Origin of the sequence: Corallococcus sp. CA049B (genome assembly GCF_003611685.1) — a bacterium.
In the GTDB taxonomy this organism is placed as follows: domain Bacteria; phylum Myxococcota; class Myxococcia; order Myxococcales; family Myxococcaceae; genus Corallococcus; species Corallococcus coralloides.
Genome location: NZ_RAWC01000098.1, coordinates 1 through 24672, shown reverse-complemented (window position 1 = coordinate 24672; position 24672 = coordinate 1). Strand labels below are relative to the sequence as shown.

The 24672-nt window shown below is 69.5% G+C and carries 25 protein-coding genes and 1 pseudogene; 6 read left to right on the top strand and 20 right to left on the bottom strand.

The window, feature by feature from the left end; genetic code table 11:
* Window positions 1-19: 19 nt before the first annotated feature.
* Window positions 20-1537, top strand: coding sequence for a hypothetical protein (locus tag D7W82_RS21635; RefSeq protein ID WP_147439451.1), 1518 nt, complete (start codon window positions 20-22; stop codon window positions 1535-1537).
* 1 nt (window position 1538) lies between these two features.
* Here D7W82_RS21635 and D7W82_RS21630 read toward each other — a convergent pair whose 3' ends face one another.
* Window positions 1539-4643 (bottom strand): cyclic nucleotide-binding domain-containing protein, encoded by a 3105-nt coding sequence (locus D7W82_RS21630; RefSeq protein ID WP_120620160.1) that lies wholly within the window; start codon window positions 4641-4643, stop codon window positions 1539-1541.
* A 212-nt stretch (window positions 4644-4855) separates the two neighbouring features.
* Here D7W82_RS21630 and D7W82_RS21625 point away from each other — a divergent pair, with 212 nt between their 5' ends.
* Entirely contained in the window at window positions 4856-5704 is an 849-nt protein-coding gene (locus D7W82_RS21625) for an RDD family protein (protein WP_120620159.1), read from the top strand.
* Here the strand turns inward: D7W82_RS21625 and D7W82_RS21620 are convergent.
* Window positions 5646-6164 (bottom strand): outer membrane beta-barrel protein, encoded by a 519-nt coding sequence (locus tag D7W82_RS21620; RefSeq protein WP_120620158.1) that lies wholly within the window; start codon window positions 6162-6164, stop codon window positions 5646-5648. The two genes, D7W82_RS21625 and D7W82_RS21620, sit on opposite strands and share 59 nt — an antisense overlap.
* Window positions 6165-6267: 103 nt before the next feature.
* Here D7W82_RS21620 and D7W82_RS21615 point away from each other — a divergent pair, with 103 nt between their 5' ends.
* Together D7W82_RS21615 and D7W82_RS21610 are read left to right on the top strand one after the other, a co-directional pair.
* Window positions 6268-7323, top strand: a complete 1056-nt coding sequence (locus D7W82_RS21615) for a lipopolysaccharide assembly protein LapB (RefSeq protein WP_199727802.1) — start codon at window positions 6268-6270, stop codon at window positions 7321-7323.
* A 27-nt stretch (window positions 7324-7350) separates the two neighbouring features.
* The gene (locus tag D7W82_RS21610; RefSeq protein WP_120620157.1) at window positions 7351-8412 is read left to right on the top strand and encodes an FHA domain-containing protein; all 1062 of its coding nucleotides are present in this window, start codon (window positions 7351-7353) and stop codon (window positions 8410-8412) included.
* Window positions 8413-8521: 109 nt separating this feature from the next.
* On the opposite strand, the gene sctV is transcribed toward D7W82_RS21610, so the two are convergent.
* A complete protein-coding gene (gene sctV, locus D7W82_RS21605) occupies window positions 8522-10648 on the bottom strand; it encodes a type III secretion system export apparatus subunit SctV (RefSeq protein WP_120620156.1) in 2127 nt (708 codons plus the stop codon).
* 86 nt (window positions 10649-10734) lie between these two features.
* Complete coding sequence (locus D7W82_RS21600; protein WP_120620155.1) at window positions 10735-11202, bottom strand: tetratricopeptide repeat protein; 468 nt, start codon at window positions 11200-11202, stop codon at window positions 10735-10737.
* A 247-nt stretch (window positions 11203-11449) separates the two neighbouring features.
* On the opposite strand from D7W82_RS21600, the gene D7W82_RS21595 reads away from it, so the two are divergent.
* The gene (locus D7W82_RS21595; RefSeq protein WP_014398410.1) at window positions 11450-11683 is read left to right on the top strand and encodes a hypothetical protein; all 234 of its coding nucleotides are present in this window, start codon (window positions 11450-11452) and stop codon (window positions 11681-11683) included.
* A gap of 269 nt (window positions 11684-11952) precedes the next feature.
* Window positions 11953-12186, top strand: coding sequence for a hypothetical protein (locus D7W82_RS21590; protein WP_014398410.1), 234 nt, complete (start codon window positions 11953-11955; stop codon window positions 12184-12186).
* 246 nt (window positions 12187-12432) lie between these two features.
* Here the strand turns inward: D7W82_RS21590 and D7W82_RS21585 are convergent, their stop codons facing one another.
* From D7W82_RS21585 to D7W82_RS40575, 16 genes and pseudogenes are all read right to left on the bottom strand, one after another.
* Entirely contained in the window at window positions 12433-12759 is a 327-nt protein-coding gene (locus D7W82_RS21585; protein ID WP_120620154.1) for a hypothetical protein, read from the bottom strand.
* A 130-nt stretch (window positions 12760-12889) separates the two neighbouring features.
* Entirely contained in the window at window positions 12890-13447 is a 558-nt protein-coding gene (locus tag D7W82_RS21580; RefSeq protein WP_120620153.1) for a hypothetical protein, read from the bottom strand.
* Window positions 13448-13582: 135 nt separating this feature from the next.
* Entirely contained in the window at window positions 13583-14059 is a 477-nt protein-coding gene (locus D7W82_RS21575; RefSeq protein ID WP_120620152.1) for a SycD/LcrH family type III secretion system chaperone, read from the bottom strand.
* Between the two features lie 3 nt (window positions 14060-14062).
* Window positions 14063-14545 carry a hypothetical protein gene (locus D7W82_RS21570; protein ID WP_120528179.1) on the bottom strand — a complete coding sequence of 161 codons (483 nt, stop codon included), beginning with the start codon at window positions 14543-14545 and terminating at the stop codon, window positions 14063-14065.
* Between the two features lie 46 nt (window positions 14546-14591).
* Complete coding sequence (locus tag D7W82_RS21565) at window positions 14592-14873, bottom strand: EscU/YscU/HrcU family type III secretion system export apparatus switch protein (protein WP_014398415.1); 282 nt, start codon at window positions 14871-14873, stop codon at window positions 14592-14594.
* A gap of 13 nt (window positions 14874-14886) precedes the next feature.
* A complete protein-coding gene (gene sctU / locus D7W82_RS21560; protein WP_120620151.1) occupies window positions 14887-15969 on the bottom strand; it encodes a type III secretion system export apparatus subunit SctU in 1083 nt (360 codons plus the stop codon).
* A gap of 27 nt (window positions 15970-15996) precedes the next feature.
* Window positions 15997-16815 carry a flagellar biosynthetic protein FliR gene (locus D7W82_RS21555; protein ID WP_120591490.1) on the bottom strand — a complete coding sequence of 273 codons (819 nt, stop codon included), beginning with the start codon at window positions 16813-16815 and terminating at the stop codon, window positions 15997-15999.
* Window positions 16812-17078: a flagellar biosynthesis protein FliQ gene (gene fliQ, locus D7W82_RS21550; RefSeq protein ID WP_014398418.1), complete on the bottom strand. Its 267-nt coding sequence runs from the start codon at window positions 17076-17078 to the stop codon at window positions 16812-16814. Before fliQ ends, D7W82_RS21555 begins: the two co-directional genes overlap by 4 nt.
* 16 nt (window positions 17079-17094) lie before the next feature.
* On the bottom strand, window positions 17095-17919 hold the full coding sequence (gene sctR / locus D7W82_RS21545; RefSeq protein WP_120620150.1) for a type III secretion system export apparatus subunit SctR: 825 nt from the start codon (window positions 17917-17919) through the stop codon (window positions 17095-17097).
* 10 nt (window positions 17920-17929) lie between these two features.
* Window positions 17930-18601: a flagellar biosynthetic protein FliO gene (locus D7W82_RS21540; RefSeq protein ID WP_120620149.1), complete on the bottom strand. Its 672-nt coding sequence runs from the start codon at window positions 18599-18601 to the stop codon at window positions 17930-17932.
* A 102-nt stretch (window positions 18602-18703) separates the two neighbouring features.
* Complete coding sequence (sctQ, locus tag D7W82_RS21535) at window positions 18704-20074, bottom strand: type III secretion system cytoplasmic ring protein SctQ (RefSeq protein ID WP_120620148.1); 1371 nt, start codon at window positions 20072-20074, stop codon at window positions 18704-18706.
* Window positions 20071-20976: a flagellar hook-length control protein FliK gene (locus tag D7W82_RS21530; RefSeq protein ID WP_120620147.1), complete on the bottom strand. Its 906-nt coding sequence runs from the start codon at window positions 20974-20976 to the stop codon at window positions 20071-20073. The genes sctQ and D7W82_RS21530 overlap by 4 nt, the downstream gene beginning before the upstream one ends.
* Window positions 20977-21012: 36 nt before the next feature.
* Window positions 21013-21501 carry a flagellar assembly protein FliH gene (locus tag D7W82_RS21525; protein WP_120620146.1) on the bottom strand — a complete coding sequence of 163 codons (489 nt, stop codon included), beginning with the start codon at window positions 21499-21501 and terminating at the stop codon, window positions 21013-21015.
* A gap of 62 nt (window positions 21502-21563) precedes the next feature.
* The gene (sctN, locus tag D7W82_RS21520) at window positions 21564-22877 is read right to left on the bottom strand and encodes a type III secretion system ATPase SctN (protein ID WP_120620145.1); all 1314 of its coding nucleotides are present in this window, start codon (window positions 22875-22877) and stop codon (window positions 21564-21566) included.
* Between the two features lie 44 nt (window positions 22878-22921).
* Complete coding sequence (locus tag D7W82_RS21515; protein WP_120563419.1) at window positions 22922-23599, bottom strand: FliH/SctL family protein; 678 nt, start codon at window positions 23597-23599, stop codon at window positions 22922-22924.
* Between the two features lie 24 nt (window positions 23600-23623).
* Window positions 23624-24672 (bottom strand): annotated as a pseudogene (locus D7W82_RS40575) (hypothetical protein); the annotation flags it as partial.

The following is a 24672-nucleotide window of genomic DNA, read 5'->3' as shown; positions in this document are numbered from 1 at the left end:
GCGTGACGCAATGACGGGCATGAAAGGCAAGGATTTCAAGCCTTTACAGGAGGAGAAGGACGGCGGGACTCCCAGCGGAAAAGGGAGCTTCCAGGGCCGGAACTTCGCCTCGGAGCTGTGGGGCGAGGTCCGCGGCGGCGCCGAGCACTTCCAGTCCACGAAGGGCCAGCTGCCCAAAGGCCGCGTCCGCCAGTTCTTCTACGGGGTGGCCCTGCCCTTCCACATCGCCCGCGTCACGCTCGCGAGCCCCGCGGTCCGCGCCACCTACGTGAAGGTGACCGCGCTCCAGACCGCGTTCCTGCTGGCCATCGCCGCGGGGTGGGCGTTCCACGAGTTCGACGGAGAGCAGCCGAGGAGACCGGAGACGGCCGAGACCCGGGCCGCGCGCGAGAGGGCGCAGGCCCGCATCGAAGCGCGGGCGAAGGAGCTGGAGGCCGCGCTGAAGGCCCGGAAGGGCGAGGGCCAGGCGAAGGAGGATGCGGCGGCCGTGAAGGAGGCGCTGAACGCGCTCATCCACGAGGCCATCAACTCCGGCAAGAAGGGCGAGCTCCCTCCGGATGAAGCCGCCACCGCCGCCGAGGACGCGGCGGATGAGGCCGCGGGTGCCGCCGAAGAGGCAGCGGAGGAGCGCCGGACCGCCGCGAGCGAGGGCGAACAAGCCACGGGCCCCGTCGAGGACTCGAACGAGGAGGACGCTCAGGGAGATTCACTCTCCGCCGCCATCCGGTCGGAGGTGGAGCAGGCCCTCCGGGACATCGCGGACGTCTCCGAAGAGGAGCGGAAGGGTCCACGCGTCCAGAAGGAGCCCCAGAAGAAGGGGTTCAACATCGACGCGCCCACGGTGCGCAACGGCACCTTCTTCCTGGGCAGCTGGGAGTTCTGGGCGCTCTTCTTCGGCTCGCTGAGCGCGGTGCAGTGGATCGTCGTCGCCCTGTCGCGCGACTACCACACGGTCATCTCCCGCGAGGCCAGCCTCGCCACCGGCGTGCCGCCCGAGGACCCCGACATCACCCCGCACGTGCGCCTCAACGTCCCCTGGCTGCGCGCCAAGCTCCAGCGCCGCTGGAGGGCCCTCCTGCTGTTCGTGATGGGGGTGCCCGCCCTGGTGCTGCTGTGCATCCCGCTGTGCTGGTTCCCGAAGTCGTTCACCCTCCTCAGCAGCCTCTGGGGCTTCTGGTGGCTGCTCGTCTTCACCGCCGCCAAGAGCGACCGCGCGTGGATGGCCCCCGTCACGCGCCCGCCCTGGTTCGTGCGCGTCTGGAGCCGGCTGCCCACCCCCAGGTCCCTCCGCTGGGTCATGTCGGGCCTCGCCCGGCGTTCGGAAAGCGTCGCCGCGCCCATCGCCGCGGTGGAGCGTCAGCCGTGGGTGTTCGCGGGGCTCGCGCTCACGCGGTTCGTGGGCAGCCTCCCGCCGCTGCGCTGCTTCACGCGGCCGTTCATCCCGGTGGCCTCGGCGCACCTCCTGGGGCTGGATCCGGTGCAGCCGCCCGCGCTCAAGAGCGGTGAAGCCCCGCCCGCGCACGGCGCGGGGGACTGACTCACACGTCCGAGGGCGCGTTGCCTTCAGGGGGCAGGCCGCCAATGCCCTCCAGCGGCGCGTGGGGCTGCTGGGGGGCGCCCAGCTCCAGCCGCTGGCCCTCCTCACGGCGCGCGGGCAGGTCGATGACGCTCTGGAGCTGCTGGCTCACGGAGCGGAAGAAGCCCGTGAGCAGCTCCGGCCGGTCCGCGAGCAGATCCAGGAAGTCGCGCCGGTCGATGACGAGCACGCGCGAGTCCACCGCGGCCACCATGTCCGTGGGCCGGGGCGCACCATCGAGCAGGCTCACCTCTCCGATGGCCTCCTTCGCCTGGAAGCGCAGCACGTGCTCGCCGTTGCGGAACGCGTCCACCGCGCCCTCGACGATGACGTAGAGCGCGTCGCCCGGGTCGCCCTGGCTGTAGAGCCGCTGGCCCGCCTTGTAGGACGCCTCGCGCGCCACCTCCGCGATGGCGGCGATGTCGTCCACGTCGCTCTGCGAGAAGACGCTCACGCCCTCCAGGGCGAACATCCGTTGGACGATGGTATCGCTCATGTCACCCTCCTGCGGGAGCACGTCCAGGCCGTTCACCCGCGCCACGTGGCGGGCGCACGCGCGCAGCACCAGGTCCTCACTCTGCACGAGCCCCGCCAGCCGCCGCCACAGACGGCCCGGCGCTCCAGGCGGCAACTCGCGGTGGTGGGCCTCCACCTGCTCCATCACCAGCTCGCGCTCCTCCTGCGCCACCAGGTTCTCCAGCAGCTCCAACGCATAGGCGCGACGGCGCGAATCGTTGCCCACCAGGTGCTGGTGGATGCGGCGCATGGCCTGCGGCGGATGCAGGAGTCCCAGCAGGAAGAACGACAGCTCCAGCGCCTGATCCAACCGGTCGCCCACCGCGCGGGTGAGCAGCGACTGGGGCCCCAGCGCCGCCTGCACGTCGCGGAAGGCCCCCACCAGCTGGCGGTACGTGTCGCGGCGGCGGCCCAGCGCCTCGTGGATGCGGTCCACGTCCACCGGGTGGTCCGGCTGCTCTTCACGCAGGCGCGACAGCTGCGCGCCGATGCGGAAGTGCAGCGCCGCGTCGTCGCGCACGTTGGAGAACAGGAGCGAGTTGAGCGCCGCGGACGAACCGATGCCGCGCAGCACGCGAGGCAGCTGCATCCGCATGGCCAGGGGCGCGGCCTTGTTGTTGAGCTGCAGCTCCAGCAGCGGCGTCACCGCGTCCCCCAGCTGCACCAGCGACTCGCGCGCGGCCGGGCGCTCCTCGCGCCAGCCGAGGAACGGCAGGAGGCGCGGCGCCAGCTCCACGTAGCCGCCCTCGCCCACCGCCGTCAGCGCCACGCGCCGCACGGAGATGTCCATGTCCTCCAGGTAGAGCGACAGCGGCCCCGCGAAGCGAGGGTCCTTCAGCCGGCCCAGCAGCCGCGCCACCTCGCGCCGCTCGGCCACGGGCGCGTGGTCGCCCTTCGCCAGCAACTCGCGCAGGGACTCCAGCGCCGCGGAGTTGCCCTGCGTGCGCATCAGCGCGCCAATCGCCGCGCAGCGCAGGCCCACGTCGGAGCTGGTGAGCAGCGGCGGCAGGAGCCGCTCCGCGCGCTCCGGGGACAGCCGCGCCAGGGCCCACACGGCCTGGTCTCGGGGGCGCCGGGGGCCCTCCTCCACCAGCCGCTCCAGCATCGGCGCCAGCTCCCGCGCCTCGAAGGACAGGGCCAGCGTCACGCCGCGCTCCTGCACGCGCTCGTGGGGATGGGAGAGGAGCGAGGCCAGGTGCTGCCTCAAGGGCGCCGCCTCCGCCTGCTCCAGCATGTCCACCGCGCGCAGCACCCGCTCCGGCGTGGGCGCGCCCAGCGCCTCCACCAGCAGCTTCTGCGCCTCGCCGCCCAGCTCCACCTCTTCCTCTTCGTGCGCGCCCACCTGCTCGCCCAGCGCCGTGAGGTACGCGGGCTTGAGGCGCACGAGCAGCAGGCCCAGCGCGGCGCACAGCCCCACCACCGCCACCGCCATGGTGATGCCGTTGGCGCCCCGGCCCGCGCCGATGAGCAGCAGGCCCGCGAGCACCACGCCGCCCTTGCGCAGAAGGCCGTCCACCGCGCTCCGCAGCCCCTCGCGCTGCTCGTCCGGCACCGCCGCGTAGAGCAGCTGGATGCCCACCGGCAGGATGGAGTAGCTCACCGCCGTCTCCACCAACCGCAACAGGTGCACCGGCCACAGCTGCCCGGTGGCCAGCGTGGCGCCCGCCAGCGGCGCGAGCACCAGCGGCACCAGCGCCAGGTACATGAGCAGGCCCATGCGCTTGAGCAGCCGCTCCGCCACGAGCAGCTGGAACGCCACGCAGAACAGGCCAATCCACAGCTGCAGCGAGCCGAACAGCGCCGCCAGCCCGTCCTCGCTCAGCGTCCCCTCCACGCGCAGGCGGAAGAGGTAGTCCACGAAGGACGACAGCACCGCGAACGCGATGCCCAGCGCCGCCAGCACCTGCGCGTACGGGCTCTCCCCCAGGTAGCTCCACGCCGGGAACCACGCCTGCAGCGAGCGCGTGCGTGGGGGCGGCGCCGGCTCCGCCTTGTGCAGGTGGTGGAAGATGGCGCCCGCGGCCAGCAGGCTCACCGCGCCGCTCACCACCACGGCGGGCGTGCCCAGCCGCACCGCCAGCGCCTGCACCAGCAGACCGCCCGCGATGCCGCCGCCCATGCCAAAGCCGTTGAGCACGGTGAAGGCCCGGCGCGCCTCGCGCGCGTCGAACGCGGACGCCATGCGGCCCCAGAAGCGGAACGACACGAACGTGCTGAAGCAGTCCGCGAACAGGTACAGCGCCAGCGCCGGCATGCGCTGCCCCGCGGACAGCGCCGCCGCCAGCCCCAGCGCCAGCACCCCGCCCACCCCGGTGAGGATGCCCGGGGACTCCGTGGGCGCGTCCGGCCGGGCGCGCGGCAACAGCGTCAGCGACGCCGTCATCAACGCACCCAGCAGGTAGAGGTACGGCAGCGCCTGGGACTCGAAGCGCGACAACACCAGCGCGTTCGCGGACGTCTTGAGCTGCGTCACCCCAGCGATGAGCGCGAACTGGAACGCACCCGCCGGCAGGACGCGGCGGTTCCAGGATGAGGGTTCAGAAGGGGCCACGGGCGCGGGAATGCGGACAGGATAACGTGGAGCCCGCTATTCACGAATACCACTCTTCAGGTCCTGGCGGCATCCACCCTCCCGTCGCGGCTGGCCGCCCGCCTGCCCGGCATCAGGGCCGGGCTCCGGACGGGGACTCCTTGCGGCTCCCACGGACGGACATTCCCGGGAGCCCCACGGAACCCGGGCCGCGTGGCGTACACTCCGGCGCCGTGACGCCCACCTCCGACACCCTGCTCGACGGCACCCACACGGTGCTGACCCCGGAGTACGTGGAGTTCCGCTTCACGCTGGCCGGGGTGTACGCGCGCTTCCTCGCGTGGCTCATCGACGCGCTCATCGTCGGCTTCGCCACGACGGTGGTGCTGCTGGTGTTCCAGGTGGCCATGGCCGCGTTCCCGGGGTTCGCCAGCGCCCTGGGCATCGTCGTCTACTTCCTGGTGGACTGGGGCTACGGCATCACGCTGGAGACCGTGTGGGCGGGCCAGACGGTGGGCAAGCGGGTGATGGCCCTCCGGGTCATCCAGGAGAGCGGCGTGCGCATCGGCTTCTACCACGCGGCCCTGCGCAACCTGGCGCGCGTGGTGGACCGGCTGCCGCTGCTCTATCTCGTGGGCGGCTCGGTCGCGCTCGTGTCGCGCTCGCACCAGCGGCTGGGGGACCTGCTGGCCGGCACCATCGTCGTGCGCGAGCGGCGCCTCAAGGTGCCCTCCGCCATCGAGACGCGCGGCGAGGAGGGCCTGCTGGCGGATCCGCTGTTCGTCTCGCGCGTGAAGCGGCTGTCCACCGAGGAGCGGGAGCTGGTGCTCTCCGCCGCCCTGCGCCGCGAGGAGCTGCGGCTGGAGGCCCGGCTCACGCTGTTCTCCGCGCTGGGCGCCCGGCTCCAGGACTCGCTCGCCATGGAGAAGCCCGCCCACCTCTCGGATGAGAAGTGGACGCTGCTCGTCGCCGCCGCCCTGCTGCCCGCCCCGGCGTCACGCCCGGGGCGGCCCACGTCCGGACCTAGAAGTACGTCGCCAGGCCCACGGAGCCCGTCAGCGACGTCTGCGTATCCTCGTTGAGCGCGATGTAGAAGTTGTACTGCGCGCGCACGCCCAGGCTCACCGAGTCGCTGAGGAAGAAGTCCACGCCCGCGTTGGGCCCGATGCCCACGAAGTTGCTGACGCTGTCCTTGAAGACGATGAGGTAGCTCACGTCCGTGCCGATGTACGGGCGGATGGACTCCTCCAGCAGCAGGTAGCGGATGCCCAGCGACGGGGCCAGGCCCACCACGCGCTTCTCCGGCGAGGCGTAGGTGTCCTTGGGGAACATCAGCTTCGACAGCGAGACGACCTCGAAGCCGTTCTCGATGTAGAGGCTTCCCTCCAGGCCGATGAACGGCGTGCCCGCGAGTCCCGCGGTCTCCTTGAAGTCCATGTAGCCCAGCGACAGGCCCAGGCTCCGGTTGGAGAACTGCGCGTGAGCAGGAGCCGCGCCCAGCAGGGCAGCGAGCAAGCCGAAAGCACAAAGGTAGGTACGCATGGCGGCGCACTCTACAGCCGGCCTAACCCCTGGAAAACAGCGCTGATTCGGCGGCAGCACGGCGTTGCCTCACGGGGGGCCGCTCTCCTACACTCGGCCGGCCATGCGTCTTCGCCTCTTCCTCACGCTGACCGCCGCCGCCTCCCTCTCCACCGCCTGCCTCAGCACGCCGCCCCCGCATGAACGGGCGCTCATCAACAACGAGCTGTGCGCGCAGGAGATGGCCAACGGGGACCTGCAGAAGGCGGAGACCTACTGCAACCTGGGCCTGGAGTTCTCCCCCCAGTACGCGGACCTGTGGGCCAACAAGGGCCTCATCGCCATGTACTCGGGCAACAAGGGCAAGGCGAAGGAGTTCTTCATCAAGGCCCTGCGCTTCAACCAGGAGCACCTGCAGGCCTACCAGAACCTGGGCGTCCTCTACCTGGAGGAAGGCGCCTACGGTAAGGCCCACGACAACTTCAAGCGCGCCCTGCAGGTGAACCCGGACAACCTGGAGTCGCGCTACGACCTGGGCCTCACCTACATGAAGATGGACAGGAAGAAGGAGGCCAAGAAGGAGTTCGACACGCTGCTCGCGGTCAACCCCAACGTGGCCAACGCCCACCACAACCTCGGCATCATGGCCTACGAGGACAAGGACCTGGAGTCCGCCTTCGAGCACATCTCCCAGGCCGCCCAGCTCACCCCGGACTCCGCGGAGGTGTGGCACGACCTGGGCACGGTGCTGATGGAGCAGAGCCGCTTCGCGGAGGCCCGCGAGGCCTTCGGCAACTGTGCCCGCCTGGATGAGAAGAACTCCAGCTGCCTCAACAGCCTCGCCGTCGCCCAGCGCAAGGTGGCCCTCACCGACTCCGCCCTCAAGGAGCTGAAGGACACCCAGACGGCGGAGAACAGCGCCCCGGCCATGTACCTGCTCGCGCGCCAGTACCGCGAGAAGGGCCTGCTCGCCGAGGAGGAGAACGCCTACCGCAAGTGCGTGAAGCTGGACGCCAAGTTCGCGCCCTGCCACTTCGGCCTCTTCCAGATCTTCAACGACGCGCAAAAGCAGAAGAGCGCTCAGACGGCGTGCAAGAACTTCATGAAGTTTGGAACCTCCGAGGAATTCCCCACCGAGTACACGACGTGTGAGAGATTCCTCGCCAACGACTCGTTCTAGCCGTCCCTTCGGGTAGCGACACACGCGATGAGCGTCCGTCTGACCGTCACACAGCGCAGCGAGGCCGGAGGCGCCTCGGGCAAAGAGGTCGTCCTCGACGACTCCGTCATCACCCTGGGGCGGGACAAGACCTGCCAGGTGGTGCTCCCGCAGCAGGCGGTGTCGCGCAACCACGCGCGCATCATCCAGGAGGGCACCCTCTACTTCCTGGAGGACCTGGGCAGCGCCTACGGCACGAAGATCAACGGCAAGTCGCTCCCCAAGGGAGAGAAGGAACTGCTGCGCAACGGCGACGTCATCGCCATCGCGCAGTACGACGTCCGCTTCGACAAGGTCGTCGAAATCGCGCCGGACGTCAGCGACAAGACGTCCTTCCTCGCGCGCGGCATCTTGAAGGACGCGATGCGCGGGCTCGCCGGCGGCGAGGAGCGCTTCCTGCGCTACATGAACGGCCCGCGCGAGGGCCAGCGCATCGAAATCTCCGAGGCCCAGGAGCACGTCTTCGGCCGCGACGAGAAGGAAGCCGACGTCATCCTCAAGGACGACCTCGTCTCCCGCAAACACGCCAAGGTGCGCCGCGACTGGTCCGGCACGCACGTGGAGGACCTGGGCAGCCGCAACGGCATCAAGGTCAACAAGAAGCGGGTGAACCGCAAGGCGCTCAAGGACGGCGACGAGCTGGAGATTGGCGCCACCCGCTTCGTCTACGTGGACCCCGCCGAGCCCCCCGACGAACCCGCGGTGAGCCTCTCCTCGGAGCGCTCCGCCGTCGTTCCGGCCCCCTCGCCGCCGCGACCCTCTCCGCCCAAGCGCGAGGAGCCGCCCCCGCCGGAGCCCGAACCGGAGCCGCAGCCCGAGCCCGAACCGGCGCCGCCGGAGGAGCAGCCCGCCTCCGAGGATGGCTCCGCGTCCTCCTCCGAGGAGCCGCAGCCCGACGGTGGCGAGGAGCTGCCCATGCCGGAGCCCGAGCCCGAACCGGCGGCCGTGTCCGCGCTGGCGGACAAGAAGAAGCTCGTCCCGCTCATCGTCATGGGCGTGGTGGGGCTGAGCTTCCTGGTGCTGATGATCGCCGTGCTCGCGGGCGCCTGAGCCGCGCCCCTGGCGCCACGGCGCCGCCCTCCCCTTCCTCCCCGCGAAAACGACAGGGCCCCCGCTCAAGGAAGCGGAGGCCCCGGGTCCTTCACACGCTGCTCCGCCGCTACCGGCCGGAGGAGATGCGCGCCACCGGCTGGATGTTCAGGTCCGGGGACAGCTCCTGGTAGCTGAGGATGGAGAACGAGGGGTTGAACTCGTACTCCAGCAGCTTGCGCACGTAGCGGCGGATGTCCATCGCCGTGAGGATGACGGGGCGCTGGGCGCTGGGCGGCAGGTGGCCGCATTCCGAGCGCACCGCGCCGACGATCTCCTGGGCGATCTCCGGCTCCAGCGCCAGGTGCGCGCCCGCCGAGGTGCGCTTGATGGAGCTGCGGATGGCCTCCTCGATGTTCGGGTCGAGCAGGTACACCACCAGCGTGCCGGTGCCGCGCGCGTACTTGTGGGAGATGTAGCGGCGCAGCGAGGCGCGGACATGCTCGGTGAGCATGACGTTGTCCGCCTCCACCTGACCGTACTCGGACAGGGCCTGGAGGATGCCGCGCAGGTCGCGGATGGAGAGCTCCTCCTCCACCAGGCGCCCGAGGATGTCCGTCAGCTTCAGCACGTTGACGATCTTCGGGACGACTTCCTTGACGATGGCCGGGAACGCCTTCTCCAGCTGCTCCAGCATCGTCTGCGTCTCCTGCACGCCCACGAACTCGCGCGCGTTCTTCCGGAGCACGGCGGCGGTGTGCAGGATGATGTAGCCGGGCACGTCCCAGGTGGTGAGGCCCGCGGACTCGAGCGTCTCCCGGAAATGCTCGGGCACCCACGCGGCCGGCTGGCGCGTCGCGGGGTTGATGGCCTCGAAGCCGGGGATGTTCATCAGCTTGAGGCGCTCCACCGTGTCGTTCACCAGGATGTGGCCCAGGGTGGCCTGGCCGGTGACGACGGGCACTTCGTTGATCTGGATCTGGTAGGCCCCGGGCGGCAGGCCGCCGTTGCCGCGCGCGCGCACGCCAGGGAAGCGCACGCCCAGCTCCACGAAGAGGCCGTCGCGCATGAACGGGATGAGCTCGAAGAGGAACTTGCCGCCGTCCTGCCGCGAGTCCACGAAGGGCACCAGCGCGTCGGACACCTCCAGCACGATGGGCGTGACGACGGGGATGAACAGCTCCGAGTCCGGGTTGAGCTGCTCCTTGGGCGGAGGCTCGGCGGACACGGGCGTGCCGAAGCTGGACTCCATCGCGGGGCCTGCCTCCTCGGCGGCCAGCGCCTCGTCGCGCTTGCGCATCATCGTCCAGGCTCCGAAGCCCGCGCCCGCGCCCAGCAGGAAGAAGGGAATCTTGGGGAGGCCGGGGATGAGGCCCAGGCCCACGAGCATGGCCGCCGCGATGGCGATGGCCTTCGGGAAGGCGGTGAGCTGCGTGCCCACGTCCTTGCCCAGGTGCGCGCCCTCCTCCTCGCCGCCCACGCGCGTCACCAGGATACCGGCGCAGGTGGAGATGAGGATGGCGGGGATCATGCCCACCAGACCGTCACCGATGGTGAGCAGCGTGTACTTCTGCGCGGCGTCACCGGCGGCCATGCCCTTCTGCGTGACGCCGATGATGAGGCCGCCCACGATGTTGATGACCGTGATGATGATGGACGCGATGGCGTCGCCCTTCACGAACTTCATCGCGCCGTCCATGGCGCCGAAGAGCTGGCTCTCACGCTCCAGGTCGCGGCGCTTCTTCTTCATCTGATCCTGATCAATCACGCCGGCGCGCAGGTCCGCGTCGATGGACATCTGCTTGCCGGGCATGGCGTCCAGGGTGAAGCGCGCGGCCACTTCCGCGACGCGCTCCGAGCCCTTGGAGATGACGATGAAGTTCACCACCACCAGGATGAGGAAGAGGATGGCGCCGACGACGAAGTTGCCCTGCACCACGAAGTTACCGAACGCCACCACCACTTCGCCCGGGTCGCCGGTGAGCAGGATGAGTCGCGTGGTGGAGATGGTCAGCGACAGGCGGAACATCGTCGTGATCAGCAGGATCGTCGGGAACGACGACAGGTACAGCGCGCTGGGCACGTAGAGGGAGATGAGGAGCAGTACCACCGAGATGCTGATGTTCAGCGTCAGCAACACGTCCAGGATGATCGTCGGCAGCGGGACGATCATCATCGCGACGATGGCCACGACGACCACCGCCAGGACAATGTCGGAGTACTTGTTCAGGAAGCTGTTCGGATCGGCGTTGGCCATCGGCGGGGCCATCCTAATCCGTGCGCGCCCCCGAGCCCAAGGGGGGGCCTTCCCTCACCTGTCCGGCGAGGGAGCCTGCAGACAGCCTACGAGCGGTCCTCGGGGGCTTCGGATTCCGAAGCCTCGTCCGAGCTCTCCAGGGCCGCGGCGGCCAGCATGCGCGCGCGACGGCTCAAGGGGTCCTGATCGTCGGGGTCCAGCGACACGGCATGCTGGAAGTCGCGGGCCGCTTCCGTCGTCCGGCCCTGGCGCAGGAACGCCTCGCCCCGGTTGACGAAGGGGGTGATGTCCGTAGGGTCCAGCTCGATGGCGCGGTTGAAGCACGCCACGGCGGCGTCCAGATCCTCCAGCGCCAGGTGGCAGGCGCCCAGGGCGGTCTGGAAGTAGGCCTCGCTCGCGTCCATCGCAGAGAGCTGCTCGAAGATGGCCAGTGACTCGCTGAAGTTCCCGTCCTGGAAGAGGTTGAATCCCTCCGTGGCCCGCTCGAGCATCTCCGGTCCGGACAGGGGCTTCGCGTTGTCGGTCGACACAGAGGCCTTGGAATCAGTCGTCATCTGCGCAGCACCCTTACAGAAGGCAGGAGGACAGGCGCGAGGACCCGCCGCGTGGGGCGGGCTCCGGGCGCCGGCAGTTTAGACTGTTATCGGCACAACCACCAAAGAGGGTGCGCGGTCCGGGGCCTCGCCGGAAAAAATAAACGGCGGAAAATGGGAGCAGGAAACTCCTGGGCCCCACCCCGGATAATCCTTTTGTAAGCCGCACCGCAGCCCAACCACTGCAGACTTTCTGGAGGATATCGCCATGACGATTACCGCCGCCGCCAACAACTCCCTGAACAGCGCCCTGAGCACCTCGGGCGGCCTGAGCGCCCTCGAGCAGCAGTCCCTGTCCGGCCTGGACAAGGGCAGCCCCGAGTACAAGCGCGCCGAGGCGCAGCTGCTCCTCCAGAAGCTCCAGGAGACCGTCTCCTTCATCTCCAACATGATGAAGAAGAAGAACGAGATCGCGATGGCCACCATCGGCAACCTGCGCTAGTCGCTGGTTGACGCAGCTGGCTGTACCCTCCGGCTCTGCTCCGGCCCCCTGGGCCCGGTGCGGAGCCGGTTGCTTTTGCGGGCTGCGCATCCCCGCCCTGCCTGGAGCGCCTCCGGCTGGCCGCCGTTCCTGATCCTGGGCCCCTCTGGATCGCCGGGGAAAAATCAGGAGAAAATAGGCGGGAGGAAACTCCTGGCCCCTACCCCGGATAATCCTTTTGTAAGCCGCACCGCAGCCCAACCACTGCAGACTTTCTGGAGGATATCGCCATGACGATCACCGCCGCCGCCAACAACTCCCTGAACAGCGCCCTGAGCACCTCGGGCGGCCTGAGCGCCCTCGAGCAGCAGTCCCTGTCCGGCCTGGACAAGGGCAGCCCCGAGTACAAGCGCGCCGAGGCGCAGCTGCTCCTCCAGAAGCTCCAGGAGACCGTCTCCTTCATCTCCAACATGATGAAGAAGAAGAACGAGATCGCGATGGCCACCATCGGCAACCTGCGCTAGTCGCTGGTTGACGCAGCTGGCTGTACCTTCCGGCTCTGCTCCGGCCCCCTGGGCCTGGTGCGGAGCCGGTTGCTTTTGCGGGCTGCGCGTCCCCGCTGGAGGCCCCTGGGAAGGCCCCTGGGCGGTCCCCGGGAAGCGTGGCGGCGGGCGCCTGGCGTGCCCCGCAAAGACTTCGGCCGCCCGAGCCTTCCGCTTGCGCGGGCTCGGACGGCCGGGGTCATGACATCTTCGACAGCGGGGGGAGGACTACTCCCAGAGGTCCGACATCAGCTCCTTGCGGCGGTTCGTCAGGCGCCGGAGGAAGTTGTCGGTGCTGATCTTGTCGGAGATCTGCGTGCCGAGCTCCTTGTTCCAGGTCTTCTTGAACTCCGCCTCGGTCTCCGCGGGGGAGTGGTTCTTCGCGAACGCCTCCATGTGGGACGAGACCTTCTTCTGCAGGGCCTCGTTGCGGGACTTGTCCAGGCCGGTGCCCTTCATCTTCTCGTTCATCTGGCCCTGCCAGGCCGTGTTCGAGGAGTTGGACTGGCTGGTACGCGAAGCGGAGCTGGGAGCGCTGCCGTTGATCTTGGTCATGGGGAGGTCCTCCGAGATTTGGAAACCCGCGAAAACTGCCTCTGAAACGATTATCGCGGGTGGAGCCGCAAGGTTGCGTCTCCCCGCGATCCTCCGTGCGCGCCCGGGGCCGGGCGCGCGCGGGGCAGGATCAGCCCTTGAGCTTGCCCAGGCTGGGGTTCTTCATCCAGGCCTTGAAGGAATCCAGCTGCTGCTGCTCGCCCTTCACGTCCGGCTTGACCGCGCCCGGGGGCGGGGGCACGTCGCCCAGGGCCGCGGCCCGGTTGGCGTTGCTGGACTCGAAGCCATCCTGGGCGCCCGCGGTGGGCCGCCCGCCCGCCTGCGCCGCCGGCTTGCCCGCCGCGGCCGGGGCCGCCGCCTCCATGCCACCGAAGCCGCGCGCGTTCAGGTAGGCCGACAGCCACTCCAGGGCGCCCTCGAGGCAGTCCGGCGGCTTGCCCGTGGTGGTGTCCTTGCTGTAGCGCGTGAAGGAGTCCTTCACGTCCTGGAAGGTCTGCCAGTCGATGGCCGCACCGGACTTGGTGTTGGACATCAGCTTGATGAGGTTGCGCAGCACCTGCTGCTCGGTGCCCTTCGCATCCTTGGCGGCCTTCTCCAGTTCGGGCAGCAGGCTGTCGCGCTTCGCGTGGAGTTCGGCGGGAGCCTCAGGCGGCATCTCAGCGGGAACCGTCGACTTCTTGTTCGACATGGAATGATCCTCCGGATGTGGAAGGGAAGGCAGGGGTCTGGGAGCAGCCTAGCAGATAGCCCGCCCCCTCCCGAAAGTCCTAATGAACCACGGAAATCACGTGAAACCCAGCCGGTGGCCGGGGCGGGCCGTGGATCAGCGCCGGGTGAGGGCGGTGATCATCGCGGCGGCCTTGCGCACCACCGGGTCGTCGGCGGGAGGCATCGCCGCGGCGCGGCGCAGATCCTCCAGCGCCTGGGGCTTCTGGCCCAGGGCCAGCTTCACCTCCGCGCGGCCCACGTAGACGGAGGCGTCCTGGGGGGCCAGCTTGGCGGCCACGTCGAAGGCGGCGAGCGCGCCCTGCCCGTTGCCCGCGGCCATCTCCACCACCCCGAGCGCCTTGGCGAAGTACACGTCCGTGGGGTTGATGGCGTAGAGGCCCTGGAAGAGCGTGCGCGCCTCCGCCAGGCGGCCCTGGTAGAAGAAGAAGTAGGCCGTCTTGGCGATGGCGTACAGCTCGTCGTTGGAATAGCCGCGCACCTCGCGGAGCGTGGCCTTCCCTTCCGCCCAGCGCTGCAGGAGCGCGGTGAGCTTCGCCTCGTCCTGCGGATCTTCCGGGTCCAGCGCCGCCATGGGTCAGTAGCCCTCGTCCTTCTGCTCTTCCCACATGCGGCGGATGATCTCCTGCGACTCCGCGCTCACCTGATCCACCAGGCCCAGCATCGCGGACTCGCGCTGCAACAGGGCCTTGAGGCGCTCCAGGCGCTCCGGGGGCGCGTTCACCTTGGACAGGCCGCGCTCCAGCATGCGGCGCTGCCCGTCATCCCCCCGGCCGGCGACGCTGGCCAGGTGCGGCCGGTCACTGAAGCCCTCCAGGTCCGCGTCGTGACCGCCCGGGTGGGGAGGCAGGGGCAACCGGAGCTCTTCCGACGAGTGCGCCGGACCGATGAAGTCCAGGAGCGCCGCGGAGGGCAGCGACGGGTTCTTGATGTTGCCCGCCTTGCGCAGCTTCTTCGCCCGGTCCAGCTGGGACGGGTCCACCAGCCGCTCGCGGACGCTGCGGGGACCTCCCCAGGGCCAAAGCGCGGTGCTGGGGGGTTGATTGTTGATTCTGGCCATGGTGGGCCGACTTCATTACAGGTGGGGGTCCCGCGTCCAGCCCCCTTCAGCGTCCGCCCGCCTGCTCCCGCTGCAGCGCGTAGACGAAGTTCAGCACCTCGGCGACCGCGTCGTAGAGCTCTTCGGGGACCTCCTGCCCCACGTCCACCCGGTACAGGGCGTGGGCCAGGGACACGTTGCGCATCACCGGGATGCCGTACTGCTTGGCGATCTCCCGGATCTTCTCCGCCTTGAGGCGCATCCCCTTCGCCACCACGCGAGGCGCGCCGTCCGCCTTGTTGTCGTACTTGATGGCGATGGCGATGTCCGCCTCTTCGTCGCTGGCCATGGCCTCTCCTTCCTCAGGCGCGCGCTGGCGGCGCCGCGTTCTGCTGCTGCTTGAGCCCGTAGACGAAGTTCAGCACCTCGGCGACCGCGTCGTAGAGCTCCTCCGGGACTTCCTCGCCCACCTCCACGCGCAGGAGCGCGTGCGCCAGCGGGACGTTGCGCAGCAGGGGGACGTCCGCCTCGCGCGCCAGCGCCTTGATGCGCTCCGCCTTGGCGTCCATGCCCTTCACCAGCACCCGCGGCGCCCCGTCCTTGTTCTGATCGTACTGCAGCGCCACGGCGACGTGGTCCGGGTTGGTGACGATGACGCTCGCGTCCTTCACCGCCTCCATCTGGGCTCCCTCCATGATCTCGTGGTGGAGCTCCTTGCGCTTGGCCTTGTGGTGCGGGTCGCCTTCGCTCTGCTTGTACTCCTTCTTCACCTCCTCCTTCGTCATCATCATGTCCTTCATGTACGACTTGCGCTGCCACCACACGTCGAACACGCCGAAGACGACGAAGAGCATCAGGATGCGCACGGCCACCCGGGAGATGATCTCCCCCAGGATGGCCATGATGCCGTGCGTGTCCTGCCGCACCGTTTCGATGACCAGGGGCATGGAGTCGCGCACCACGCCGTAGACGACGAAGGCGGCGACGGTGATCTTGATGAGGTTCTTCAAGAGCTCCACGAAGGCCTTCTTCGTGAACATGTTCTTCAACCCCGCGATGGGGTTGAGCTTGTCGAACTTCGGGATGAGCGGGTCGATGGTGAAGAGCGACCCCACCTGGAGGAAGTCCATCAGCCCGCCCAGCACCGCCGCGCCGGCCACCACCGGCACCGTCAGGAGCAGCATCGTGCGCAGGCCCATCACCATCAGCTGTGACGTCGCCAGGGCCAGGTCATCCGAGTGGGCGATGGCGTCGAAGCTGAAGCGGAACAGCGTGGCGATCTCCCTCTCCACGGTGTCCCAGGTGCCCTTGACGATGCCCAGGCCGGCCATGAGCACGGCCACGCCCGTCAGGTCCTTGCTCTTCCAGGTCTGACCCTTCTTGCGCGAGTCGTCGAGCTTCTTCTGCGACGGTTCTTCTGTTTTGTCGCCACTCTCGTCCGACATGGAGGAATCCCGGAGGCTTGGGGCCGCTCAGGCCAGCAGTTGGATGGCGTGCTGGAACATGCGGAGCATGTTGGCCAGCTCCTGCTGCATGCGGCCAATCACGACATGGATGGCGATGAACATGATCAACACGCCCACCAGCGGCTTGAGCGACATGGAGATGAAGAACACCTGGATCTGCGGCGCCACGCGGTTGATGGAGCCCAGGGCCAGGTCGGTGACGAAGGCGGCCACCATGCCGGGGCCCGCCAGCGCCAGGCTGATCTTCAAGAGGTCCGCGAAGGAGCGGATCATCAGGTCGAAGAAGGGCCACACGCCTCGGCTGAAGCGCGGGAAGCCCTCCAGCGGCACGATGGCGAGGCTCTCCGCGAGCGCCTTGATGATGATGTGGTGCCCGTCCAGCGACAGGAACAGCACCACGCACAGCTGCACCTTGAGGCTGGAGAAGAGCGACACCTGCGTGCCCAGCTGCGGCACGTAGAGCTGGGCGTTGTTGCTGCCCGACATGGTGTCCATCAGGGTGCCCGCCACGCGGGCCGCGTCGAACACCATGTTGACGATGTACGACAGCGCCACGCCGATGAAGATCTCCTTGAGCAGGAGCCCGATGTACGGGAGCGCGCTGATGGGAATCCTGTCCATCCGGTCCGCGACGGACGGGAAGAGCACCAGGGACACCAGCAGGCCCAGGCCCAGCTTCATCTCCGAGGGGACGACCTCGCCGCCCAGGAACGGGCTGAAGATGAGGATGGGCATCACGCGGCACATGATGAGCGCCATCGTGAAGATGGTGACCGACAGGTTCACCCGAGTGCCCAGCTCGGACATGACTTCGCCGATGTTCATCTGCCGATGAGCGCCGGAAAGCGGTCGAAGACGTGGAAGGTGAAGCGCAGGAGCTGACCGCCAATCCACGGGCCCGTCATGGCCAGCACGCCGAAGACGAGGACGACCTTGGGCGCGAACGTGAGCGTCTGCTCTTGAATCTGCGTGGTGGCCTGGAACAGCGAGATGAGGAAGCCCACCAGGAGGCTCATGAGCACCGGCGGCGCGGAGACCACGAGCACCAGGAACAGCGCCTCCTGGGTGATGAACGTGAGCTGATTCATGGGAGTACGGGGCTCCTTACAGGTAGCCGATGACCAGGCCCTTGGCGATGAGGTACCAGCCGTCCACGAGCACGAACAACAAGAGCTTGAAGGGCATGGAGATGGTCGTGGGCGACAGCATGTGCATGCCCAGCGCCAGGAGGATGTTGGCGACCACCATGTCGATGACGATGAAGGGCACGAACAAGAGGAAGCCGATCTGGAAGGCCTCCTTCAATTCGGACACGACGAAGGCCGGGACGATGACCATGAAGTCGTTCGGGCCAATGTCCTTGCGGTCCTCCTCCTTCCGCATCTTCTTCGCCAGGCTGTAGAAGAGCGTGCGGTCCTTGTTGGTGACCTTCTTCATCAGGAAATCGCGCAGGGGCTCCTTGGACTTGTCCGCGGCCCCCAACATCGTGCCCACCGTCTCCGAGGAGAAGACGGACGTCCCCCGGGACCAGATGTCGATGCCGCCCGCCCGGTACATCTCCTGGCCCACGGGGGCCATGATGTAGACGGTGAGGATGATGGCCAGGCCGGTGATGACCTGGGTGGGGGGAATCTGCTGGGTGCCCAGCGCCGAGCGGACGATGGAGAGCACCACCGAAATCTTCACGAAGCTGGTCACCATCATCAGCGCGAACGGGACCAGGGACATGGCCGCGAGCGCGAGGATGAGAATGAGCGGACGGGAGGTGAAGGTGTCGGAGCTCACCGCCTCCTTGACCATTGCATCCGGCGCCGAGTCGCCGCCCTTCTTCGCCGCGGACGCGACGAAGGGATGCAGCGACACGAGGGCCGCGAAGAGCCAGGGCGGAGCGCGGAACAGCAGCGGGCGAGCGGGAGACGAACGGTTCACGTGACGGCCTTCAGACGCCCGGCGGCGGCGTGGTGCCACCGGTCCGGCGGGAGAGGAGCTTCTGGAGGAAAGGACTCAGGGACACGGGCGACGACGGCGGACGCGCGGCGCGGATGCGCTCCACGGCGTCGCGATCCAGCTTCGAAACCAGTTGCACGCCACCCTCGCCGCCACCCACCAGCAGGTACTCGTCCGCGGCCTTCAGGACGAAGAGCGTGCGGCGTTGATCCAACGGGATGCGCTCCATCACCGACACGACCGACGCCTTGCCCACGGGCACGCCCTGCAGGCCCATCAGCCGGCGCAGGCCCACGTTGAGCGTGAGGTAGATGGCCGCGAGCACCGCGCCCAGGAGCGCCACCGTGCGCACCACCACCCAGCCCAGGCTCTCCTGCTCTTCTCCACCTTCGGACCCGGGGACGCCCAGCTCGCGGTCCAGTTCGTCCGCGTGGCGCTTCGCGCGGTCCGCGCTGTCATCCGTCACCGCCGGAGCCTGTACCGGAGCCTGTACGGCCGCCGCGTCCTTCGCGGGGGCCGGAGACTCGGGGGCCTCTGGGGCCGGTGCGGCCACGGAGGCGTCAGGCGTGGAGGCCGCGGGCGCCTGCGCCAGGACGGCGGGCGACGCGAAGAGCAGCGCGGCGCCGAGCAACAGGCGCGAGGAGGAGAGACCGAGGACCGCCATGGATGGGCGCGAGCCTAGTGCACCCGAGTCAGGACCGCCACGGGCCCGGGCACGTGCACGCCCCCCTGCCCGCCTGCCTTGTGACGCACGGGCGCAAACGCTTCAGCTCAGGTGGATGATGCGCACCCCGAGCTGTCCCTCCAGCTCCACGAGCTCGCCCCGGGCCACCACCTTGCCGTTCACCGACAGGTCCACGGGCTCACCCGCCCCACGACGCAGGTCGATGACCTGGCCTGTGCGCAGGCCCACCACCTGTTCGGCCGTGATGGGCACGCGCGCCAGCTCCACCGCCACCTGCAGGGGCAGGTCGCTGAGCAGATCGCTTCCGTCCTTGTCGTCCAATGCCGCCCCTTCGAGTTCCGGAGGAACGCCCAGCTCCGGGTTGGTGAAGTCCTCGTTCTCTTCCGACCCGCCCCCGGACTCCCCACCCTGCGGGTTGCCCGGCTCACCGGGGATGATGTCCGTGATGCGCGCCCGGTAGCGGCCGTTCTCCACGGCCACGTCCGCCAGGAAGTGGCCGGTGCGCCCCAGGCCCAGCCGCAGCTGCGCCGTGCCGGGCTCGCCCCGGTCCGGCCGCGCCGACAGCATGTCCAGGAGCAGCACGTCCTTGACGCGAAGGGACGCCAGGTCCTGGGCGGACAGCTCCGCCACGCCAATCTCCGCGCGCAGCCAGTCGCGCAGCGCGGACAGGCGCCGGCCGTTCGCCTTCATGTCCTGACGGCGGTGCTCGCGCCGCTGGGCGCTCTCCACCGCGGGTTCCGCCGCCTCCAGCACCGCCGAAGGCACCACCAGCCGCACGATGCCGCGGTGCGAGCCCAGCACCGCGTTCAGGTGCACCGCCAGCATCGGGCCGTCCTCGCCCAGGCGGGCGGAGACTTCATCCACGCCGCGCGCCACGCCGTCCAGCCGGGGCCGGGGAACGCCCGGCTGCAGTCCGGGCACCAGTTCCTTCAGGGCCTCCAGGACGACGTAGCCCATCACGCCCTCCTCGATGTCCGTCAGGGGGCGCAGGCCCACCGTCTCACCGGCGCCGCCCAGGAGCAGGTCCACCGCCGAGTGCGCCAGCGACAGCTCGACTTCGAGGATGGCCCGGCCCTTGAGCGCGCCGGGGGCCAGCACCGCCAGGAAGGACGGGTCGCCCAGGAAGCGGCGCAGCTCCGTCATGGGGCGCGCCTGGGCGGACTCCACCGACAGGCGCACGTCCACGTCGAAGAGCGCCTTGAGGCGCGCGCAGACCGTCTCCAGCGTGCCCGCGTTCGGCGTCAGCCACCGCAGCCGCTCCGCCAGCTGGCCCTGCGTGCGCGACACCTTCTCCAGGTTCGTGAACGCGAACGGCCGCCACGGCGAAACCGGAGCCGGGGCGGGCGCGGGAGCCGGGGCCTGCGCGGGCTTCGGGGGCGGTCCCAGCTTCCGGGTGTCGACCAACATGGTGCGCTCGAAGACTCCGGGCTCGTCGTCCGGCTCCAGGCTCATGTCTTCGCCTCGAACCTCAGATTTTCAAGCGCGAGTCCCCGGCCGCCCAGGGCGCTGCGCAGGCCGTCGCTCTGCTCTTCGAGCATCTTCAGGGTGTCGCGGTCGTTGCCGCTGAAGACGGCGGAGATCTTCCCGTTCTTCGCGCTGACCTTGATGGACAGGCCGTTGAGCACATCGCCGCGCAGCTCGATCTGGAACTCCGCGTTGCCCGCGGCGTTGGTGCCCACGCGCACGCGCTCGACGATCTTCTGGGCGATCTCGTTCGCCATGGCGCGCAGCCGCTCGGAGCCCGCGGTGTCCTTGGGCTTGGCCACCGGCACCGGCGCCATCAGCGCGGGGTTGAAGCGGAAGCCCGCGCCGGCCATCTGCGCGCCCTTGTCGTCCTTCTCCTTGCTGGACCCGCCGCCCGCGCCCTTGCCGCCGCCGGCGTTGACGTCGATCTTCAGCTCGCCCTTCTCCTGGCTCAGCCGGCTGGCCTGACCCTCGGCCTTGTTCATGTCGCCTTCGCGGACGTCCGTGGAGCGCTTCTCCTCCACGACCTCCGACTTGCGGGCCTCGCCGCCCTTGGACAGCTGCTGCGACTCGCTGTTGCGCTGGGACTGCTGGGCGCCCTGGGCGGACTCCCCGGGCTTCGCGAAGGCGGTCTCCTTCTGGGCCAGCTTCTCGTCGAAGGTCTTGCCCTGCCCCTGCGCCAGGCGCGCCAGGATCTGCTTGCCCAGGGGCTGCTTCAGCTCCTGCGCCTGCTTCGGCTGGGCCTGTTCGGCCTGGCCCTGCTGGACCAGCTTGGAGAAGACGGACTCGCCCTGCAGGCGCTTCTGGGTCTTCGCCTCCGCGAGCTTGCGCTCCTGGATCATCCGCTCGGCCAAGCGCGCGGCATCGCGATCATCATCAACTCGGCTCATGGCGTCTCTCCAGACTCGGCGGAAGGCGGCGGGAGGTTACTTGCGCTGGCGGGCCAGGAACAAGGCGCTGCCGATCTCCTCCTGCTGCAGCTCCTCCCGGTCCTGGCGCTCCTTTTTCACCTGCTTGACGAACTTCTCCTTGTTCTTCTCGATGGCCTTGAGCTCCTTGGCCGCCTCCGCCATCAGCATGCGGCGCTGCTCCACCAGGCGGCCCGCCGTCCGGACGACCTCCTTCTGGTGCTCGATCTGGAGGGCGACCTGGGCTTCGTCGTCCTTCAGGCGCTCCTCGAAGCGGCCCATCATGTTCATGCCGTTGATGCCGGCGCCCTTGGCCATGATCTGCTGGAAGTACTCCTGGACCTTGGCCTTGCGCTCCTTGCGGCGGCGCTCCAGCTCCGCCTCCAGGCGCTGCTGTTCCTGCTCTTCCTTCGCCAGCGCCTTGACGGCGTCGGAGAAGGCCTGCTCGGCCTCCTCCTTCGCCTTCTCACGCATGTCCAGCAACGACTGCAACCGGTACGGGGGCATGGTGCGGACATCCTACCCAAAAACCGCCCCGTCCATGCAGGCCGGCCGGAAGGCGGCCCGCGTCAGTCCGCGAACAGGTTGATGAGCTGCTCCACGGTCTCCTCGTACGGAGAGTTGGAGTGGGTGTCCTGCTTGAGGAAGTCGATGATGGCGTCGTACTTCTCGATGGCGTAGTCCGTCCTGGGGTCCGCGCCGGCCTGGTAGGCGCCCAGCAGGATGAGGTCGCGCTGCTTCTCGTAGGTGGCGAGCGTCTCGCGCAGCTTGCCGGCGGCCTTCTTGTGCTCCTTGCTGACGATGCCGCTCATCACACGGCTGAGGCTCTGGAGGACGTCCATGGCCGGCCACTGGTTTCGCGCGCCCAGCTCACGGTTGAGGATGAAGTGGCCGTCCAGAATACCGCGGACCTCGTCCGCGATGGGATCTTCCATGTCACCGCCGGCCACGAGGCAGGTGTAGATGGCGGTGCACTTGCCCTTCGCCGAGTTGCCCGTGCGCTCCAGGATGCGCGGCAGCATGGAGAAGACGCTGGGCGGGTAGCCCTGACGCGCCGGGGGCTCACCGATGGCGAGGCCGATGTCGCGCTGGGAGCGCGCCAGACGCGTCACCGTGTCGAGCATGAACAGCACGTTGCCGCCGCGCTCACGGAAGTACTCCGCGATGGCCGTGGCGACGTACGCGGCGCGCAGACGCACGAGGGCGGGCTGGTCGGACGTGGCGCACACCAGCACGGCGCGCTTCATGCCCTCCTCGCCCATGGCGTCTTCAATGAACTCGCGGACCTCGCGGCCACGCTCGCCGATGAGCGCCACGACGCTGAGGTCGGCTTGCGTGTTGCGGGCAATCTGACCCATCAGCGTGGACTTGCCGACGCCGGAGCCCGCGAAGAGGCCCACGCGCTGGCCCTCGCCCACGGTGAGCAGCCCGTCGATGCAGCGCACGCCCAGGGGCAGCGGCCGCTCGATGCGCTGGCGGGTGAAGGGGTCCGGGCAGTCGCGGTCCACGGGCCAGTCGACCAGGTTCTCCCCCTCCAGGGGCATGCCGTCCATGGGCTCGCCGATGCCGTTGAGCACGCGGCCCAGGAGCCCGTCGCCGCACTTGATGGTGAGGGGACGCCCCGTGGGGATGCACTCGCTGTCCGGACCGATGCCGTACAGCTCGCCCAGGGGCATGAGCATGACTTCGTCGCCCACGAAGCCCACGACCTCCGACTTCATCAGGCCGCGCTGGCGGTTCTTGACGAACACCAGCTCGCCGATGCGCACGTTGGGCACGCTCGCCTTGATGACGAGGCCCGTCAGCTCCGTGACGCGGCCGCGCACCCGGACGAGGGAGGCTTCCTTGATGAGGTCGTAGTAGCGCGAAAGGTCGATGGCCATGGCGGATTCCTGGAGGCTCTAGGGCGCGGCGGGGGCCAGCAGGCTCAGGGAGGGCCGCTCTTGCGCGCCGTGTCCGGCTGCAGGAGGTTCTGGAGCATCTCCAGCTGCGTGGGCAGCTGCGCGTCCACGGTGCCGAACTCCGTCTGGACGATGCAGCCCACGGGAGCGACCTCCGGGTCCTCCTTGATGGCCAGGTCCACCGTGCGGCCGATGAGCTCCATCAGCGCCGGGCGCTTGGCGCGCAGCACCGTGGCCGTCTTCGGGTGCACGCGCAGGACCATGGCGCGCGCGTTGCGGAGGTTGTCGATGGCCGCGGCGCACATGTCCACCAGCAGCTCCGGCTCGCGCTCCAGGTCGCGGCCGAGGATCTTCTCCGCCATCTTCAGCGCCAGCGCGATGATGTCCTGCTCCTGGGAGTTGAGCATCTCCCCGGCCTGAATCTTCGCGCGCAGGAGCAGCTCCGTGGCCTGGGCAATGCCCTCCTGACGGCCCAGGTCCTTCGCCTTGGCGAAGAGCTCCTCCTTCTCGCGCTGGGCCTCGGCGAGGATGCGCTCACGCTCGCGCTGGGCCTCCTCGATGATGCCCTGCGCGCCCTGGCGCGCCTCGAAGACCTCGGCGTTCATCACGCCCGCGCGCGGCGGACGCAGCGCCGGTCGCTCGGACGTGGCGACGACCACCGACTCCGCCAACCCGTCCCCCTTGATTACCTTGCCGATCGCCATGGGCCGCTCCTTGAGGATCGGATGCTAGCGCGTTCCGCCGCGCGGTCCACGCCCTCCCGGACCGCCCGCGTCATCCGGGCCCGGCCGGTCGGTGGGAGCGGGGCGCCGGCGGCCCACCTGCGTTCCCTCCGAGGACCGGGACGAGGATGCCTGGCTGGAGAGCACGCGCGGGGGACGCTCCGGCTCGCCCCCCGGAGCGGGACGCACCGCGGGACGGCTGCCCGTGCGCGAGCGCAGCACGCGGGCTCCGTCGGCGGCTTCCCCGGACGGGTCCGGGCGCCTGGGGGCGCGCTCCTCCGCGTCGGCGGGAGGCCGCGCGGGGCGCTCGGCCCGGACGGAGCGGCCTTCCGGCGCGTCCGGCTCCGGCGGGCGTGACGCACCGCGTGCGCCCAGGCGCGAGGGCGGCGGGCCAATGCGGGCGCCGTCTGGATCCTGCCGGACGGGACGCGCGGGCCGGGGTCCCTCCGGCTCACGGCGGCCGGGAACAGCGCCGGTGGACGCGCGGGGCGCGGGCCCCACCGACGAGCCCCGGTCCACCGGCATGCGGCGCATCTGGGAGCCGTTCGCATCCCCTTCCGGGGCCACCATGGACGCGCGGGGCGCGGGCGCACGCTCGCGCTCCACCGGCATCCGGCGGATCTGCGAACCGCCCGCCTCACCCTCCGGCGGCGCCCCCATGGAGGCACGGGGCGCGGGCCCGCGCTCGCGCTCCACCGGCATGCGGCGCATCTGGGAGCCGTTCGCGTCCCCTTCCCGCGGGGCCATGGAAGCGCGGGGCGCGGGCCCCACCGACGAGCCCCGCTCCTCCCCGGGCGCCGGACGCGGACGTCCGGCGGGGGGCGCGCCCGGGCCCGCGTCACGGCTGGAGGCCGCACCCGCGCGACGGGCCGCGCGCTCGGCCATGAAGTCGCGCCTGGCGCCCGCGTCCGCGGACTCTCCCTCGGGAGGGGCTCCCCGCAGGGCCTTGGGAGCCCGGAGCGCTGGCGAACGCGACGGATCCGGCGCGGTGGTGCGCAGGCCCTCGCGGGGCGCGGGTGCCCCCGGACGGGCTCCCGGAGCCGCGGGGCGGGCTC